The organism is Neisseria sp. GT4A_CT1, from assembly GCF_000227275.1.
Classification (GTDB): domain Bacteria; phylum Pseudomonadota; class Gammaproteobacteria; order Burkholderiales; family Neisseriaceae; genus Neisseria.
The window spans coordinates 25,978-42,391 of sequence record NZ_JH164972.1 but is presented as its reverse complement, the minus strand read 5'-3'; the positions used below and the strand labels follow the sequence as shown (position 1 = coordinate 42,391).

Genomic DNA, 16,414 nt, shown 5'->3' with positions numbered 1-16,414 from the left:
GCTTTTGTTCTTCAAATACAGGGCTGATTTAGTCTTTCAACTTCGCCAACTGATTTTGAACTTTCGCCATCTTATCTTCCAACTCCGCCAAATCGGCTTTGTCTTTTTCAACCAGATGCGCGGGGGCTTTTTCGGTGTAGCCGGGTTTGGAGAGTTTGGCATTGAGTTTGTCCAAGGCTTTTTGCAGCTTCTCGGCCTCTTTGCTCAAACGGGCGGTTTCGGCGGCTTTGTCGATTTCGACTTTCAGCATCAGGCGCGCGCCGTTGCAGACGGCGACGGGCGCGTCTTCGCTTTCGGGCAGGGCGGCGACTTGCTGTGCTTCGGTCAGGCGGGTCATCATCGGCAGGTATTTGAGGTAGTCCGCCAAGTCGTCCGCGCTTTCGACAAACAGCGGGGCTTTTACGTTGGGCTGGATGCCCATTTCGCCGCGCAGGTTGCGGACGGCGCCAATCAAATCCTGCAACACGGTCATTTGCTCGAAGGTCGTCTGAACGATTTGTTCGCGGTCGGCTTCGGGGAAGCGGGCGAGCATGATACTGTCGGCGGTTTTGGCGTCGCACATGGGGGCGACGGTTTGCCATAGTTCTTCGGTGATGAACGGGATAATCGGGTGCAGCAGGCGCAGGGCGGCTTCGAGTACGCGCAATAAGGTATGGCGTGTGGCGCGCTGGCGGCTGGCGCAGCCGGTTTGGAGCTGCACTTTGGCGAGTTCCAGATACCAGTCGCAATAGTCGTTCCACACGAAGCTGTACAGGGTTTCCGCTACCAAATCAAAGCGGTAGGTTTCGTAGGCTTGCGTTACTTGCTCGATGGTCTGATTCAGACGACCTATGATCCACATATCGGGGAAGGAGTAGCCGCGCGGTTCGGTGGCGGTTGCGCCGTAGCCGCAGTCTTGATTTTCGGTGTTCATCAAGACGAAGTTGGTGGCGTTCCAGATTTTGTTGCAGAAGTTGCGGTAACCTTCGGCGCGTTTGAAGTCGAAGTTCACGCTGCGGCCCAAGCTGGCGTAACTCGCCATGGTGAAGCGCAATGCGTCCGCGCCCATGCTGGGGATGCCTTCTGGGAAGAGTTTTTTCGTGGCTTCTTCCACTTTCGGCGCGGTTTCGGGTTTGCGCAGGCCGGTTGTGCGTTTCACCAGTAATTTGTCCAAGTCGATGCCGTCAATCAAATCGACGGGGTCGATGACGTTGCCTTCGGATTTGGACATTTTTTTGCCTTCGTGGTCGCGCACGATGCCGTGGATGTACACGTCTTTAAACGGTACTTTGCCGGTGAAGTGGGTGGTCATCATAATCATGCGCGCCACCCAGAAGAAGATGATTTCGTAGCCGGTGACCAAGACGTTGGACGGCAGGAAGGCTTTGAGTTCGTCGGTTTCAGACGGCCAGCCTAGCGTGGAGAACGGTACGAGCGCGGAGGAGAACCATGTGTCCAATACGTCTTCTTCGCGGGTCAAACCGGTTTTGCCGGCTTGTTTTTCGGCTTCCGCCTGATTGCGGGCGACGTAAACATTGCCTGCTTCGTCGTACCACGCGGGAATCTGATGCCCCCACCACAGTTGGCGTGAGATGCACCAGTCTTGGATGTTGTTCATCCATTGGTTGTAGGTGTTGACCCAGTTTTCGGGGATGAAGCGTACCGCGCCGCTGTCGACGGCTTTTTTGGCTTTGTCGGCTAGGCTCAAGCCTTTGAATTCGCTGTCAGGCTCGCCGCCGTTTGGCGTGGCGGACATGGCGACAAACCATTGGCTGGTCAGCATCGGCTCAATCACTGAGCCGGTACGGTCGCCTTTCGGCGTCATCAGCGTGTGCGCTTTGATTTCGACCAACAAGCCTTGTTCCTGCAAATCGGCAACCATTTGTTTGCGCGCGGCAAAACGGTCTAAGCCTGCGTATTTTTCAGGCAGGGCAAAGCCTTGTTGCGCTTCGCCTTTGAAGTTGAACACTTCGGCGTTAGCCAGCACTTTGGCTTCTAAATCGAACACATTAATCAGGCGCGTGTCGTGGCGTTTGCCGACTTCGTAGTCGTTGAAGTCGTGTGCAGGCGTGATTTTCACGCAGCCGGTACCGAAGTCTTTTTCAACGTATTCGTCGGCAATCACGGGAATGGTGCGGCCGGTTAGCGGCAGGATTAATTCTTTGCCAATCAAATGGGTGTAACGTTCGTCTTCAGGATTGACGGCAACGGCCACGTCGCCCAGCAACGTTTCGGGGCGGGTGGTCGCCACGATAACGGCTTCGGCGGGATTGTCCGCCAACGGATAGCGGATGTGCCACATAGAGCCTTGTTCTTCCACGCTTTCCACTTCCAAATCCGATACCGCCGTGCCGAGCACGGGATCCCAGTTCACCAAGCGTTTGCCGCGGTAAATCAAGCCTTGCTCATACAGGCGCACGAACACTTCGGTAACGGTTTCGGCGCGCACGTCGTCCATCGTGAAATACTCGCGCGTCCAGTCGGCAGAACAACCCACGCGGCGCATCTGCTGCGTAATCGTGCCGCCGGACACTTCTTTCCATTCCCACACTTTTTCCAAGAATTTTTCGCGCCCCAAGTCATGACGCGACACGTTTTGAGCGGCAAGCTGACGCTCGACCACGATTTGCGTGGCGATGCCCGCGTGGTCGGTGCCCGGAATCCAGGCAGTGTTGCAGCCTTTCATGCGGTAGTAGCGGGTCAGGCCGTCCATGATGGTTTGGTTGAAGGCATGGCCCATGTGCAGCGTGCCGGTTACGTTGGGCGGCGGCAGTTGGATGGAAAAAGACGGTTTGGTCAAATCCATATCGGGCTGGAAATAACCTTGGGTTTCCCAGTTTTGATAGTGTTTGGATTCGATTTCGGCGGGATTGTATTTGTCTAACATGGTAAAAAATGCTGTCTGTAAAAGGGTTTGCGGGCAAACGTCTGTTTAAAAAATAATTGCGGATTATAGCGCAAAAAGGTCGTCTGAAACGGAATATCGTTTCAGACGACCTTTTTGAAACAAATTGAAACGGGCTTATTTGCCTTTGTCGGATTTGGCTTCTTTTTTCAAGGAAGCGTACAACTCAGGGTCGCGGTTTTTCAGCAGGGAGGCAATTGCCAAGTCGTCGCGGTTTACTTTTGCCAAGTCAACGCGTTCGATGTGTACCAAGCGCAGCAGCTCGCGTACAGGTTTGGGCATATTACGACCGGATTCGTAACGTGAACCACCGGACTGAGTTACGCCGATACGGCTCCAAAAGTCCATTTGGTTCAAACCGAGTTTTTTGCGGATATCGCGGATGTTGTCAATTTTCTCAAACGACTTCATGAAAATTCCTTTTTCTTCTGTATTGTTTGTTGATAAGCAATTCTGCTTCTTCACATTGGGAAAGTGCAAATTAGTTTTCGGCAGCAAAGTTCCTTACAGGGGAAATCATTAATTGCGACATAGAAAACTATCTATACTGAATTGTTAGACAGTATATTCGAAAGAAGTTTTGTAGAATTCTTCATAAATTGGCTAAATATTTCCAAGTTAAATATTTTATAGAAGAAAAAACATTTAAAACAATAGGATAGTAATTGGGTATCGGTAATATTTTACACAAATAAACAGTCGTTTCGGGAATGTTGCGTTTGACATTATTTATTATACATAATTGTTTTGCATGAAATTATGGAGAAAGTACAGTGGAGATGGGCAAATTTGTCTATATCTCAGCCCGATGTTTAGATCTGGATTGGGTGGTCAGGAATGGTTTTGATAGAGGCAATTTAAAAGGTCGTCTGAAAACGAGGTTTGTGGGTTTCGCCAACAACCTTGTTTATATTTCAGACGACCTTTTTGCTTTGAAAGCGGGATGGTTTGACAGATTAGGGTTTGCCGGTGGCAGGGCTGATGGTCAGGATTTCGTAGCCGGTTTCTGTCACTAAAACTTCATGTTCCCATTGGGCGGAGAGGGAGCGGTCTTTGGTCACGACCGTCCAGCCGTCGTTTAGGATGCGCAGGTGGCGTTTGCCTTGGTTGATCATCGGCTCGATGGTGAAAATCATGCCGGGCTTCAGGACGACGCCTTGTCCTTTCCTGCCGTAGTGCAGGACTTGCGGGGCTTCGTGGAAACCGCGTCCGATGCCGTGGCCGCAAAATTCCTGTACGACGGAGTAGCCTGCGTTTTCGGCAACTTGTTGGCAGGCGTAGCCGATGTCGCCCAAGGTTGCGCCGGGTTTGACGGCGGCGATGCCCGCCATCATGGATTCGTGGGTGATGTCGATCAGGCGTTGGGCGATGGGGGAGACTTTTCCGACGGTAAACATACGGCTGGAGTCGCCGTGGAAGCCGTCTTTTTTGATGGTCAGGTCGATGTTGATGATGTCGCCTTCTTTGAGCGGTTTGTCGTCGGGAATGCCGTGGCAGATGACGTGGTTGACGGAGGTGCAGCAGGATTTGGGGTAGGGCGGGTTGCCGTAGTGCAGGGGGGCGGGATAGCCGCCTTGGACGTTGACGTGGTAGTCGTAAACGAGTTTGTCGATTTCGTTGGTGGTTACGCCGGGTTTGACGAATTGTCCGATGTAGTCGAGGGCTTCGGCAACGAGTTTGCCCAGTTCGCGCATTTTCTCGATTTCTTCGGGGGTTTTAATGATGATTTCGTTCATGTTGTTTCCTTGATGGTTTCAGACGACCTTGTTGCGGCACAAAGGTCGTCTGAAAGGGAAGGGGATGAGTCGGCAGCTTGCTTTTGGAACACTGCAACGAGGTGTGCGGACGTTTCGGCTTTACTTTTTGATTTGGGGCTGATGCCTGAAGTTCAAATTAAAGCCGAATGCCAGTCCGCACTAGAATAGATTGTCGATGACTTCTTTGGATTTGGAAGGAGCCTTAGGTTTCGGCGTCGGCTTAGGTGCCGGCTTGGCTGCTTCGGGTTGACGCTGTTCAGGTTTTGCCGCGGGTTTGGATTCGGCCGGCTGTTCCGACGGCGTACGTCTGTTGCCTGCTGCGGCGGGTGTGCTGCGCGGCGTTTTTTCTTCGGTATCGGGCGTTTCGGTTACAGCAGGTTTGGCGTTTGCTTTGTTATTGGCGGGTTTGTCTTCTGAGGCTTCGTCCTCAGTCGGGGCGGTGTTGCTGTTTTTGCCGTTTGATTTGTTTTTGGGCGGGATGACGGGATTTCTGGAATCGGTTTTTTCGTCGTCGTCAAGTTCGGCTTTGGCGGCAGGCTTGGTTCTGTCCTCTTCGGGAGCGCCGATGGGGCGCCAGACTTCGACAGGGGTGTCTTTGGGAACGGGTTTGTTTTTAATGGCTTCGCGTTCTTGGGAATCGTGGCTTTTGATGGTGCTGATGACGCCGATTACCAAGGCGGCAACGGCAATGATGCAGACGCCGAAAAAGGCTCCGATTAAATGTTTGGGTTTGAGTTGGAATGAGGATTTAGGGGTTTTGGACATGATAAATCGGTAAAAATGAAATCAATCGGGCGGATTGTATCGTAATAGGTCGTCTGAAACAAAATCAGGTTTCAGACGACCTGTCAGTCAAGGGGCAATCCTATGGCTGTTGGGTGTAGTTTTGATACAGGGTAACGACTTTTTGTACGCCCACGGTGGTGCTGACGCGTTGGGTAACTTTTTCTTGTTCTTCAGGCGTCAGGATACCCATCACATAGGTCACGTTGCCGTAGGTCACGATTTTGACGCGCGCCTGCGTGGTGGGCTTGAGGCCCAAAAGGGCGGTGCGGACTTTGGATGTGCCCCATGTGTCGTTGGTTACGTCGCCGAAGGTGCGTCCTTGGGGGGCAACGGTGATGTAGTTGTACACGCCTTCGGCGGCTTGTTCGGCACGGGCGATTTGTTCGACGAATTGTTTTTCGCCTTCAGTGGCGACTTGTCCGAGCAGCAGCAGGTGGCGGTTGTAGCCAACGACGTTGAGTTTGGGGGTGTAACCCTGCGCTTGGTTGTTTTGGCGCAGGTAGGAGCGGGCGGTGGTTTCGACGCGTACCGCCATTACGTTGTCGTCGGTTTGCGCGCCTGTGGTGCGGCGGTCGACGGCGGATTTGGTGCCGACTGCCGCTCCGCCGAGGAGTACGCCGACACAGCCGCTGAGTGTCAGGCTGAGGAGGAGGGCGGTCAGAACGGGTGCGGTATGACGTTTGATGTTCATATTTTTTCCTTGATGATGGGTTCGGCGGATATGTTTCAGACGACCTTTAAAAGAGGTCGTCTGAAAAAAGGCTTACATTCCTTCAAGCAACATGGAGTCGATGCAGTCGCACATGGCGTGTATCAGCAGGATATGGTTTTCCTGAATGCGGGCGGTGCGCGGGTAGGGGACGTTGAGCAGTACGTCGGTGTCTTTGAGCATAGCGGCGATTTTGCCGCCGTCGCGGCCGGTCATGGCGATGACGTGCATATCGCGTTCGTGTGCCGCTTTGATGGCCTCGATAACGTTGGCGGAGTTGCCGGAGGTGGAGATGCCGACCAAAACGTCGCCGGCACGTCCGAGCGCGCGCACTTGTTTGCTGAACACATGGTCGAAGCCGTAGTCGTTGCCGATGGCGGTCAGCGCGGAAGTGTCCGTCGTCAGCGCGACGGCGGCAAGTTCCATGCGCTCTTTTTCAAAGCGTCCGGTCATTTCGGCGGCGAAGTGCTGCGCGTCGGCAGCCGAACCGCCGTTGCCGCAGGCTAAAATTTTGCCGTCGTTCATCAGGCATTGCAGCATCAATTCCGCTGCTTGAGCAGTCGGTTCGACCAATACTTTTTCGGCTTTCTGCTTGGCATGGATGCTTTCGGCGAAATGGGCGGCAACGCGCTCTTGTAATGTCGTCATATCGTCAACCTGTAATATTCTTTATCCATTCGGGCGGGCGGTTTCCTTCTATCAGCACCGCATCGATGCGGCACGCGCTATCCGTCATGCCGTTTTGTTGCAGATAATACTCCGCAGACCGTTGCAGTTTCAATAACTTAGACGGCGAAATACTGTATGCGGCACCGCCGAAACCCTGATTTTTGCGGTATTTTACTTCAACAAACAGAATCATGTTACCGTTTTTGACAATCAAATCGATTTCGCCGTAAGCGCAGTGCCAGTTGCGCGCGATGAGTTTGCAGCCTTGCGAAAGAAGAAACGCCAGCGCGGCATCTTCGCCCGCCACCCCTTGTTTGTGGTTCAGACGCATGGAGGTTTACCCCGTATAATATCGTTATATTGTTTTCAGACGACCTGATAAAGCCATGTTTCAAAAACACCTTCAAAAAGCCGCCGACAGTATTGAAAAACGGACATTATACGTTGTCGCCACGCCCATCGGCAATTTGGCGGACATCACCCTGCGCGCACTCGCCGTCCTGCAAAAAGCCGACATCATCTGTGCCGAAGATACGCGCGTTACCGCACAGCTTCTGAGCGCATACGGCATACAGGGCAAACTCGTCAGCGTGCGCGAGCATAACGAACAGCAAATGGCGGACAAAATCATCAACCATCTTTCAGACGACCTCACTGTCGCACAAGTTTCCGACGCAGGGACGCCTGCCGTCTGCGATCCCGGTGCAAAACTCGCCCGCCGCGTGCGCGAGGCTGGGTTCAAAGTCGTCCCCGTTGTTGGCGCGAGCGCGGTCATGGGTGCATTGAGCGTCGCAGGCGTTACCGAACCCAATTTCTACTTCAACGGTTTTTTGCCGCCGAAATCCGGCGAACGGCAGAAGCTGCTTGCCAAATGGGAGCAGGCTGATTTCCCCGTCGTGATGTTTGAAACCCCGCACCGCATCGGAGCCACCCTTGCCGACATGGCGGCTCTCTTCCCTGAACGCAGCCTGACCCTGGCCCGAGAAATCACCAAAACCTTCGAAACCTTCCTTAGCGGCACGGTTACTGAAATTCAGACGACCCTGAAAAACGACGGCAATCAGGCGCGCGGCGAAATGGTGCTCATCCTCCATCCTGCGCCCCGTGAAAAACACGATACCTTGCCCGATACCGCCCAAAATGTTATGAAAATCCTCGCTGCCGAACTGCCCACCAAACAGGCAGCCGAACTTGCCGCCAAAATTACCGGCGAAGGCAAAAAAGCCTTGTATGATTTGGCGTTGGAGTGGAAACGGGTTTCAGACGACGTTTGAAGGTGGGGTCGTCTGAAAAAAGAGGGATGGGCAGTTGTTGAATGATGATGGTATTAATGTGGGTTATGTCCTGAATCACAGAATATTCTGCGAAAAGAAAATCCGCCAAAGACTTGCCTGATTTTTATCGTTTTATTTTAAACGAAATAAAACAGAAACCCTTATAAAGCCTGATGTCGAAGGTCGTCTGAAACGTTCAGATGACCTGCTTTTAGAATCAAGATGAAAATATTGAAAATTCTGCAATCTAATGTCTGTAATTGTATGTAATGCGTGATATAATGCGAACTCTTTGCCTTACGTTAAGGCAAAGTTGGATATGAACTCACAAAGATTAACATATTGCTTGACGTTCATAGGCTTCTTGATTATATTTAGCCTCGCATTACTGTCGGGATTTCCCGTTTTTATGAAGCAGATTCTCATCTTACAAATTCTGGTTTTGACAGCGGTTGCGCTGATTAGCGCCGCATTTTCAGGTTTGGCAGGATTTTGGTCTGCTGTCGCAGGCGGGTTTTCCTATATTATTCCCTCCGCTTTCGCGGTTTTACTTTTAAAACTTTCCAAGTGTAACCCTTTGTATCATGGTAAAGCGTTCATTATTGGGGAAGTTTTAAAAGTAGTGCTGTCGCTGGTAATGATGCTTGCCGTATTCGCAGTTTGGCATCAGTCTTTGATATTCTTTCCGTTCTTGTTCGGATTGCTCGGTGTCAGCCATTTGGTTTTTTTAGTATTGTTGAGAGTGAAGCATTATGGCAGGTGACAAAATTACTGCTACTGATTACATCACGCACCACTTGCAAAGTTTGACCAGCCTTTCCGATGTCGCTAAAGGACAAGGCTTGGATAATATTGCTGATTTTTCTTTTATTAATATTGATGCAATATTTTTCTCTGTATTGTTGGGTGTAATCGGAAGTTTCCTACTTTTGCGTGGGGCCAGGAAGGCGACGGCGGGTGTGCCCGGACGTTTTCAGGCTGCCGTCGAGATTTTGTTTGAGTTTGTGGATGATATGTGTAAAAGCATTATTCACAATGAGCAATCTCGAAAAGCCATTGCTCCGTTAGGCTTGACGCTGTTTGTATGGATTTTCCTGATGAATGCCATGGATATGCTGCCGGTCGATTTGTTCCCGTGGCTGTGGCAAAACATTACCGGTAACCATCATGCATTGTTGCGTATTGTACCGACCGCAGATTTGAATACCACATTAGCGTTGGCTATCGGTGTCTTGGTGATTTGTATTTATTACAATATAAAAATCAAAGGTATCCGTGGTTGGATTCATGAGTTGTTCAGCGCTCCATTCGGTGCCAAACTTGCTCCCGCCAACTTCCTTTTGAATCTGGTCGAATTCCTCTCTAAAACAGTTTCTCACGGTATGCGGTTGTTCGGTAACATGTATGCCGGCGAGCTGGTGTTCCTTCTGATTGCTTTGCTGGGTGGCGCTTGGGCGACATCTGGAAGCGTTGAAGTGTTGGATCCGATTCTGTTTGGTTTCCACATCCTTGCCGGATTGGCATGGGCGATTTTCCATATCTTGGTGATTACCCTGCAGGCATTTATCTTTATGGCCTTGGCGTTTGTCTATATCGGACAAGCTCATGATGCACATTAATTTATTAGGTAGTTTTTCATTAACTTTCTTTGTTTTCTCAAGGAGTAAAAAATGGGTTTGGTAGCAATTGCATGTGGTTTGATCGTAGCATTGGGTGCATTGGGTGCCTCTATCGGTATCGCAATGGTCGGTTCCAAATATCTGGAGTCTTCTGCTCGTCAACCTGAATTGATTGGTCCGCTGCAAACTAAATTGTTCCTGATTGCTGGTCTGATTGATGCTGCATTCCTGATTGGTGTAGCTATTGCACTGTTGTTCGCCTTCGTTAAACCATTTGGTGCATAATCAAACGGCGTGATCCGTCTAGGTACAGACTTCGGTCTGTTTGATTAACACTAGTACGAAGGTTAACTAACGTGAATATTAATGCAACCTTATTCGCTCAAATCATCGTCTTTTTCGGTTTGGTTTGGTTTACCATGAAATTCGTGTGGCCGCCAATCGCAAAAGCATTGGATGAGCGTGCCGCAAAAATTGCCGAAGGCTTGGCTGCTGCCGAGCGCGGTAAGAGCGATTTTGAACAGGCAGAGAAGAAAGTTGCAGAACTCTTGGCTGAAGGGCGTAACCAAGTTTCCGAAATGGTAGCAAACGCCGAAAAACGTGCCGCCAAAATCGTAGAAGAAGCGAAAGAGCAAGCTACTGTCGAGGCAGTGCGGATTACAGCACAAGCTAAAGCTGATGCCCAGCAAGAAATGAATCGTGCACGCGAAGTTTTGCGTGAACAAGTTGCTGCGTTGGCGGTTAAAGGTGCAGAGTCTATTTTGCGCAGTGAAGTAGATACTTCAAAACATGCGCAGCTGCTCAGCGCTTTAAAACAGGAGCTGTAATCTTATGGCTGAGTTCGCAACGATTGCCAGGCCTTATGCGAAAGCATTGTTTAATCTGGCGCAGGAAAAAAACCAAATTGAGTCTTGGTTGGGCGGACTGGAAGAATTAGCCGCGGTTGTTCAAAATCAGAAAGTAATTTCTTTTCTTGAGCAACCTGAAATCAATACTTCTGAAAAGGTAAATGTACTTGCCGAACTCGTTGAATTAAAAAGTGATGAATTGAAGAATTTCATTACTGTTCTGGCAGAGCAAAAACGTTTGCCTGTATTGCCTGAAGTCTATGCTCAATATCAAGCTTTAACCTTGTCATTCAATCATACTAAGTCCGCTGTAATTTACAGTGCTTATCCATTGACTGAAGATCAATTGGCTGAGTTGGCTGAAATATTGAAAAAACGCTTTGACAGTAAGTTGCAGATTACAACTGAAGTCGCGCCTGAATTAATTGGCGGTGTCAAAGTTGAAGTGGGTGACCAGGTCTTGGATTTGTCGGTGCGGGGTAAATTGAATGCCCTGTATGCGACTATGACAAATTAGGAGAGTTTTCATGCAGCTTAATCCTGCTGAAATTAGCGATTTGATTAAAGCTAAAATTGAAAATCTGTCTGGAAATACAGAAGTACGTACCCGTGGTACGGTTATTTCTGTAACAGACGGTATTGTTCGTATTCATGGCTTGTCAGACGCAATGCAAGGTGAGATGCTCGAATTCCCGGGTAACACTTTCGGTTTGGCGATGAACTTGGAGCGTGACTCCGTCGGCGCCGTAGTGTTGGGTGAATACGAACATATTAAAGAAGGCGACACAGTTACTTGTACCGGCCGTATTTTGGAAGTACCTGTCGGCCGTGAATTGGTTGGTCGCGTTGTAGATGCATTGGGTCGCCCGATTGATGGCAAAGGCCCGATCAACACATCTTCCACAGCGCCAATCGAAAAAATTGCACCGGGTGTAATTGCCCGTAAATCAGTTGACCAGCCTATGCAAACCGGTCTGAAGGCCATTGACTCAATGGTTCCGATTGGTCGCGGTCAACGTGAGCTGATCATTGGTGACCGTCAAACAGGTAAAACAGCCGTAGCATTGGATGCTATTGTCAACCAAAAAGGTACGGGCGTTATCTGTATTTATGTTGCAATCGGTCAAAAAGCATCTTCTATTGCCAACGTAGTACGCAAATTGGAAGAGCATGGCGCAATGGAACACACTATTGTGGTTGCGGCGACCGCTTCTGAAGCTGCTGCTCTGCAATATATCGCACCTTATGCAGGTTGTACGATGGGCGAGTTTTTCCGCGATCGCGGTGAAGACGCATTGATTGTATATGATGACTTGTCCAAACAAGCTGTTGCTTACCGTCAAATTTCCCTGTTGCTGCGCCGTCCTCCCGGTCGTGAAGCATATCCTGGCGACGTTTTCTATCTGCACTCCCGTTTGTTGGAGCGTGCTGCCCGTGTAAATGAACACGAAGTTGAAAAACTGACCAATGGCGAAGTGAAGGGCAAAACAGGCTCTCTGACTGCATTGCCGATTATTGAAACGCAAGCCGGCGACGTCTCTGCATTCGTACCGACAAACGTGATTTCGATTACCGACGGTCAGATTTTCTTGGAAACCGACTTGTTTAACGCCGGTATCCGTCCTGCGATTAATGCCGGTATTTCGGTATCGCGCGTAGGTGGTGCTGCGCAAACCAAAGTAATTAAAAAACTGGGTGGCGGTATCCGTTTGGCACTTGCCCAATATCGTGAGTTGGCAGCCTTCTCGCAATTTGCTTCCGATTTGGATGAAGCTACACGCAAACAGCTGCAACACGGTGAAGTGGTTACTGAATTGATGAAGCAAAAACAATTCAGCACGTTGGATACAGCCGAAATGGCTTTGACCTTGTGGGCCATTAATAATGGTTCTTACGAAGATGTACCGGTATCCAAGGCACTGGCTTTCGAAGCAGAATTTTTGAGCTTTGTACGCACTCAGCATCCTGGTGTTTTAGAAGCAATCAATGCATCAGGTGCGATGTCCGATGAAAGCGAAAAAGCATTGACTGAAGCCATGAATTCTTTCAAATCTTCTTATGCTTACCAAGCTTGAGAGCTGAAATGAAAGGAGTCTGAAATGGCAGTCGGAAAAGAGATTCTCACCAAAATCCGTAGTGTTCAAAATACTCAAAAGATCACTAAAGCGATGCAGATGGTGTCAACCTCTAAAATGCGGAAGACTCAGGAACGGATGCGCTTGGCGCGTCCGTATGCCGAAAAAGTACGGACAGTTATGAGTCATTTGGCGCGAACCCATGAAGATCACGGTATTAAATTATTGGCACCTCATCGTGAAACACGTCGGGTAGGTTTCATTTTAATCACCTCTGATAAAGGTCTTTGCGGTGGTTTGAACGCGAATGTTTTGAAGAAATTCTTAGCGCAAGTCCAAGAATACCAAGAACAAGGCATTGAAGTTGATGTCGTCTGTTTAGGTAGTAAAGGTTTGGCAGCTTGTCAAAACATCGGTTTGAACGTTATTGCCAGTGCGATTAATTTGGGTGATACCCCAAAAATGGAATTGCTGCTTGGTCCATTGACTGAAATCTTCCAACGTTACGAGAAGCATGAGTTGGATAAAATACATTTAGTATATTCGTGTTTTGTGAATACCATGCGTCAAGAACCACGATTGGAGGTTCTGCTGCCTATCGGCGAAAATGTGATAGAAGACGAGGAGAGTTATTCTTCATTCAGTTGGGAATACCGTTATGAGCCAAGTCCTGTCGCTGTGTTGGAATATCTGGTTCGCCGCTATTTAGAGTCTGTGGTTTACCAAGCATTGAGTGACAATATGGCATCTGAGCAAGCTGCGCGTATGGTGGCAATGAAAGCAGCCACCGACAATGCAGGCAATGCCATTAAAGAGTTGCGTTTGGTATATAACAAATCGCGTCAAGCTGCGATTACCACGGAATTGTCAGAAATTGTAGCAGGTGCGGCGGCAGTTTAATGTCGTCTGAAACCTGAACAGGAAATTAGGATACGATAATGAGCCAAGGCAAAATCGTACAAATTATTGGTGCGGTAGTTGACGTGGAGTTTCCGCGTGATGCCATTCCGCGTGTTTACGACGCCCTGAAATTGGATGCAAACGGCCTGACTTTGGAAGTACAACAGCTTCTGGGTGACGGCGTAGTCCGTACTATTGCAATGGGTAGTTCGGATGGTTTGAAACGCGGCATGACTGTAAGCAATACAGGTGCGCCGATTACAGTGCCGGTAGGTAAAGGCACTTTGGGACGTATTGTCGATGTATTGGGGACGCCTGTTGATGAAGCAGGTCCGATTGATACCGACAAACACCGTGCCATCCATCAGACAGCTCCGAAATTTGACGAACTGTCTGCGACTACTGAGCTGTTGGAAACTGGTATTAAAGTGATTGACTTGCTGTGTCCGTTTGCCAAAGGCGGTAAAGTAGGTCTGTTCGGTGGTGCCGGTGTAGGCAAAACCGTCAACATGATGGAATTGATTAACAACATCGCCAAAGCGCATAGCGGTTTGTCCGTGTTCGCAGGTGTGGGTGAGCGTACCCGTGAAGGTAATGACTTCTACCACGAGATGAAAGATTCCAACGTATTGGACAAAGTAGCGATGGTTTACGGTCAGATGAACGAACCTCCGGGCAACCGTCTGCGTGTAGCCTTGACCGGTTTGACGATGGCCGAATACTTCCGTGATGAAAAAGACGAAAGCGGCAAAGGCCGTGACGTATTGTTCTTCGTGGACAATATCTACCGTTACACCCTGGCCGGTACCGAAGTATCCGCATTGTTGGGCCGTATGCCTTCAGCAGTAGGTTACCAACCGACATTGGCTGAAGAAATGGGTCGTTTGCAAGAGCGTATTACCTCTACCCAAACAGGCTCCATTACTTCTATTCAAGCCGTATATGTACCTGCCGATGACTTGACTGACCCGTCTCCTGCAACGACATTTGCCCACTTGGACGCTACTGTCGTATTGAGCCGTGATATTGCCTCCTTGGGTATTTACCCCGCAGTTGACCCGCTCGATTCCACTTCGCGCCAACTGGATCCGATGGTATTGGGTCAAGAACACTATGACGTAGCCCGCGGCGTACAATCTACCCTGCAAAAATACAAAGAATTGCGCGATATTATTGCTATTCTGGGTATGGACGAATTGTCAGACGAAGATAAACTGACCGTGATGCGTGCGCGTAAGATTCAACGCTTCCTGTCGCAACCGTTCCACGTTGCCGAAGTATTTACTGGCTCTCCCGGCAAATATGTATCGCTGCGTGACACCATTGCCGGCTTTAAAGCTATCTTGAACGGTGAATACGACCATCTGCCTGAACAAGCTTTCTACATGGTAGGCGGTATCGAAGAAGCGGTCGAGAAAGCGAAAACCTTAAACTAAGGAGGTCGGCATGAGCATTATGCGAGTTGAAGTGGTAAGTAGCGAGCAGAACATCTATTCAGGCGAAGCCAGTTTTGTAGTGGTTCCGACTGTTCAAGGTGAGCTCGGTATTTATCCGCGACACGAGCCGATTATGAGTTTGGTACGTCCCGGTGCATTGCGTTTGACCGTGCCGGGCGAAACCGAAGAAGTGCTTGTTGCCGTTTCCGGCGGAGTGCTGGAAGTGCAGCCCAACCAACTTACTGTGTTGGCGGATGTTGCCGTACGCAGTTCCGAGATGGATCGGGAGCGCGCGGAAGCTGCCAAGAAAGCGGCGGAAACCGGCATTTCTCAAGCCAAAGACGATAAATCGCTGGCTGAAGCACACAAAGCCTTGGCCGCAGCGATTGCCCAGCTCAAAACCTTGGATTATCTTCGTTCGCACAAAAACAAATAAGCAGATTTGCTTTACAAAAAGCACGGTTGATTACCGTGCTTTTTATTTTTTGGATTGACTGGAAAATATAGTGGATTAAAATTGCAATGATACGGCGTTGCCAACGCCCTTATGTACTACCCGTACACGGCGGGCGTTGCCGCCTTGTCTCATTTTTATTTTAATCCACTATATAGTGGATTATAGTGGATTAACTTTGAACCAGTATGGCGTTGCCTCGCCTTAGCTCAAAGAGAACGATTCTCTAAGGTGCTGAAGCACCAAGTGAATGGGTTCCGTACTATCTGTACTGTCTGCGGCTTCGTCGCCTTGTCCTGATTTAAATTTAATCCACTATAACAAGTCCAAATCAAAAGGTCGTCTGAAAAATCTTGTTTCAGGTTTTCAGAGGACCTTTCGTTTGCCGGCTGCTTGGCATCATGCGGTTTGTAGGATAGTTTTGATACCGTTTGCAAGGGAAGGGAGGGTTGGATATTTTCCAGTCCGAATGACAATGATTATGTTTGGAGGTCATCTGAAAATTTTGTCTTACGGTCTTGTGTTGTTTGGAAGGATGAAAGGCTATCGAGAGAAAAGTGTGAGGAATGGTCGTCTGAAAGCTAGGTTCAAGGTTTAATATAGTCAATTAAAATCAAAATAGGACATTAACGCATCGTCAAATCGGGCGTAATCAGACAATACGGTTCGCAGATACCGCTTAATATTCGCCCACACCTTCTCAATCGGGTTGAGCTCAGGTGAATAAGGTGCAAGAGGCAATACCTTATGTCCTAATTTTTCCGCCATTTCCCGTAAGACACCCATACGGTGAAATCGCGCATTATCTAAAATAATCACCGATTTTTGAGTCAATGCGGGCAGTAGGCATTGCTGAAACCACGCTTCAAAAAAAGACTCCGGTCATCGTATTTTGATAAACCATCGGAGCAATCAGCCGGTTGCCGACTTGTGCGGACACCAGAGATAAGCGTTGGTATCTTTTTCCACTTATCTGCGCTTTCACTATTTGCCCTTTCGGCTG

17 protein-coding genes and 1 pseudogene are annotated in these 16,414 nt (G+C 49.3%); 10 read left to right on the top strand and 8 right to left on the bottom strand.

Annotation, left to right across the window (positions count from 1 at the left end; genetic code table 11):
• Positions 1 to 28 precede the first annotated feature (28 nt).
• The 7 genes from HMPREF1028_RS12505 to HMPREF1028_RS12475 all read right to left on the bottom strand — a co-directional run bounded on the left by HMPREF1028_RS12505 (position 29) and on the right by HMPREF1028_RS12475 (position 7,136).
• Positions 29 to 2,866 (bottom strand): valine--tRNA ligase, encoded by a 2,838-nt coding sequence (locus HMPREF1028_RS12505; RefSeq protein WP_009313137.1) that lies wholly within the window; start codon positions 2,864 to 2,866, stop codon positions 29 to 31.
• A 135-nt stretch (positions 2,867 to 3,001) separates the two neighbouring features.
• Positions 3,002 to 3,295: a transcriptional regulator gene (locus tag HMPREF1028_RS12500; RefSeq protein WP_003744960.1), complete on the bottom strand. Its 294-nt coding sequence runs from the start codon at positions 3,293 to 3,295 to the stop codon at positions 3,002 to 3,004.
• Positions 3,296 to 3,840: 545 nt separating this feature from the next.
• The gene (gene map / locus HMPREF1028_RS12495; protein ID WP_003768885.1) at positions 3,841 to 4,620 is read right to left on the bottom strand and encodes a type I methionyl aminopeptidase; all 780 of its coding nucleotides are present in this window, start codon (positions 4,618 to 4,620) and stop codon (positions 3,841 to 3,843) included.
• Positions 4,621 to 4,800: 180 nt separating this feature from the next.
• Positions 4,801 to 5,406, bottom strand: coding sequence for a hypothetical protein (locus tag HMPREF1028_RS12490; RefSeq protein ID WP_009313136.1), 606 nt, complete (start codon positions 5,404 to 5,406; stop codon positions 4,801 to 4,803).
• Positions 5,407 to 5,506: 100 nt separating this feature from the next.
• The gene (locus HMPREF1028_RS12485; protein WP_003760455.1) at positions 5,507 to 6,118 is read right to left on the bottom strand and encodes a BON domain-containing protein; all 612 of its coding nucleotides are present in this window, start codon (positions 6,116 to 6,118) and stop codon (positions 5,507 to 5,509) included.
• A 72-nt stretch (positions 6,119 to 6,190) separates the two neighbouring features.
• Complete coding sequence (locus HMPREF1028_RS12480) at positions 6,191 to 6,784, bottom strand: phosphoheptose isomerase (RefSeq protein WP_009313135.1); 594 nt, start codon at positions 6,782 to 6,784, stop codon at positions 6,191 to 6,193.
• A 4-nt stretch (positions 6,785 to 6,788) separates the two neighbouring features.
• Positions 6,789 to 7,136, bottom strand: coding sequence for a YraN family protein (locus HMPREF1028_RS12475; protein WP_009313134.1), 348 nt, complete (start codon positions 7,134 to 7,136; stop codon positions 6,789 to 6,791).
• A 55-nt stretch (positions 7,137 to 7,191) separates the two neighbouring features.
• Between HMPREF1028_RS12475 and rsmI the strand changes: the two genes are divergently transcribed.
• The 10 genes from rsmI to HMPREF1028_RS12425 all read left to right on the top strand — a co-directional run bounded on the left by rsmI (position 7,192) and on the right by HMPREF1028_RS12425 (position 15,393).
• Positions 7,192 to 8,079 carry a 16S rRNA (cytidine(1402)-2'-O)-methyltransferase gene (gene rsmI, locus HMPREF1028_RS12470; protein ID WP_009313133.1) on the top strand — a complete coding sequence of 296 codons (888 nt, stop codon included), beginning with the start codon at positions 7,192 to 7,194 and terminating at the stop codon, positions 8,077 to 8,079.
• A gap of 409 nt (positions 8,080 to 8,488) precedes the next feature.
• Entirely contained in the window at positions 8,489 to 8,842 is a 354-nt protein-coding gene (locus HMPREF1028_RS12465; RefSeq protein WP_036529803.1) for an ATP synthase subunit I, read from the top strand.
• Entirely contained in the window at positions 8,832 to 9,698 is an 867-nt protein-coding gene (atpB, locus tag HMPREF1028_RS12460) for a F0F1 ATP synthase subunit A (protein ID WP_003768887.1), read from the top strand. Before HMPREF1028_RS12465 ends, atpB begins: the two co-directional genes overlap by 11 nt.
• A gap of 51 nt (positions 9,699 to 9,749) precedes the next feature.
• Positions 9,750 to 9,983 (top strand): F0F1 ATP synthase subunit C, encoded by a 234-nt coding sequence (atpE, locus tag HMPREF1028_RS12455; RefSeq protein WP_003760443.1) that lies wholly within the window; start codon positions 9,750 to 9,752, stop codon positions 9,981 to 9,983.
• 71 nt (positions 9,984 to 10,054) lie between these two features.
• Entirely contained in the window at positions 10,055 to 10,525 is a 471-nt protein-coding gene (locus tag HMPREF1028_RS12450) for a F0F1 ATP synthase subunit B (RefSeq protein ID WP_003760441.1), read from the top strand.
• A 4-nt stretch (positions 10,526 to 10,529) separates the two neighbouring features.
• A complete protein-coding gene (locus tag HMPREF1028_RS12445; RefSeq protein WP_003760439.1) occupies positions 10,530 to 11,063 on the top strand; it encodes a F0F1 ATP synthase subunit delta in 534 nt (177 codons plus the stop codon).
• Positions 11,064 to 11,073: 10 nt separating this feature from the next.
• On the top strand, positions 11,074 to 12,621 hold the full coding sequence (gene atpA, locus HMPREF1028_RS12440; RefSeq protein WP_003760437.1) for a F0F1 ATP synthase subunit alpha: 1,548 nt from the start codon (positions 11,074 to 11,076) through the stop codon (positions 12,619 to 12,621).
• A gap of 24 nt (positions 12,622 to 12,645) precedes the next feature.
• On the top strand, positions 12,646 to 13,521 hold the full coding sequence (gene atpG / locus HMPREF1028_RS12435) for a F0F1 ATP synthase subunit gamma (RefSeq protein ID WP_003760435.1): 876 nt from the start codon (positions 12,646 to 12,648) through the stop codon (positions 13,519 to 13,521).
• Positions 13,522 to 13,559: 38 nt separating this feature from the next.
• The gene (gene atpD / locus HMPREF1028_RS12430; protein WP_003760432.1) at positions 13,560 to 14,957 is read left to right on the top strand and encodes a F0F1 ATP synthase subunit beta; all 1,398 of its coding nucleotides are present in this window, start codon (positions 13,560 to 13,562) and stop codon (positions 14,955 to 14,957) included.
• A 10-nt stretch (positions 14,958 to 14,967) separates the two neighbouring features.
• The gene (locus HMPREF1028_RS12425; RefSeq protein WP_009313131.1) at positions 14,968 to 15,393 is read left to right on the top strand and encodes a F0F1 ATP synthase subunit epsilon; all 426 of its coding nucleotides are present in this window, start codon (positions 14,968 to 14,970) and stop codon (positions 15,391 to 15,393) included.
• A gap of 621 nt (positions 15,394 to 16,014) precedes the next feature.
• On the opposite strand, the pseudogene HMPREF1028_RS14175 reads toward HMPREF1028_RS12425, so the two are convergent.
• A pseudogene (locus HMPREF1028_RS14175) lies at positions 16,015 to 16,414 on the bottom strand (IS630 family transposase); the annotation flags it as partial.

Coding starts and splice junctions, on each gene's coding strand:
- atpE (WP_003760443.1), top strand. CDS start 9,750: ATGGGTTTGGTAGCAATTGCATGTGGTTTGATCGTAGCATTGGGTGCA.
- HMPREF1028_RS12485 (WP_003760455.1), bottom strand. CDS start 6,118: ATGAACATCAAACGTCATACCGCACCCGTTCTGACCGCCCTCCTCCTC.
- HMPREF1028_RS12465 (WP_036529803.1), top strand. CDS start 8,489: ATGAAGCAGATTCTCATCTTACAAATTCTGGTTTTGACAGCGGTTGCG.
- map (WP_003768885.1), bottom strand. CDS start 4,620: ATGAACGAAATCATCATTAAAACCCCCGAAGAAATCGAGAAAATGCGC.
- rsmI (WP_009313133.1), top strand. CDS start 7,192: ATGTTTCAAAAACACCTTCAAAAAGCCGCCGACAGTATTGAAAAACGG.
- HMPREF1028_RS12500 (WP_003744960.1), bottom strand. CDS start 3,295: ATGAAGTCGTTTGAGAAAATTGACAACATCCGCGATATCCGCAAAAAA.
- HMPREF1028_RS12490 (WP_009313136.1), bottom strand. CDS start 5,406: ATGTCCAAAACCCCTAAATCCTCATTCCAACTCAAACCCAAACATTTA.
- HMPREF1028_RS12425 (WP_009313131.1), top strand. CDS start 14,968: ATGAGCATTATGCGAGTTGAAGTGGTAAGTAGCGAGCAGAACATCTAT.
- atpD (WP_003760432.1), top strand. CDS start 13,560: ATGAGCCAAGGCAAAATCGTACAAATTATTGGTGCGGTAGTTGACGTG.
- atpB (WP_003768887.1), top strand. CDS start 8,832: ATGGCAGGTGACAAAATTACTGCTACTGATTACATCACGCACCACTTG.
- HMPREF1028_RS12505 (WP_009313137.1), bottom strand. CDS start 2,866: ATGTTAGACAAATACAATCCCGCCGAAATCGAATCCAAACACTATCAA.
- atpA (WP_003760437.1), top strand. CDS start 11,074: ATGCAGCTTAATCCTGCTGAAATTAGCGATTTGATTAAAGCTAAAATT.
- HMPREF1028_RS12445 (WP_003760439.1), top strand. CDS start 10,530: ATGGCTGAGTTCGCAACGATTGCCAGGCCTTATGCGAAAGCATTGTTT.
- HMPREF1028_RS12480 (WP_009313135.1), bottom strand. CDS start 6,784: ATGACGACATTACAAGAGCGCGTTGCCGCCCATTTCGCCGAAAGCATC.
- atpG (WP_003760435.1), top strand. CDS start 12,646: ATGGCAGTCGGAAAAGAGATTCTCACCAAAATCCGTAGTGTTCAAAAT.
- HMPREF1028_RS12475 (WP_009313134.1), bottom strand. CDS start 7,136: ATGCGTCTGAACCACAAACAAGGGGTGGCGGGCGAAGATGCCGCGCTG.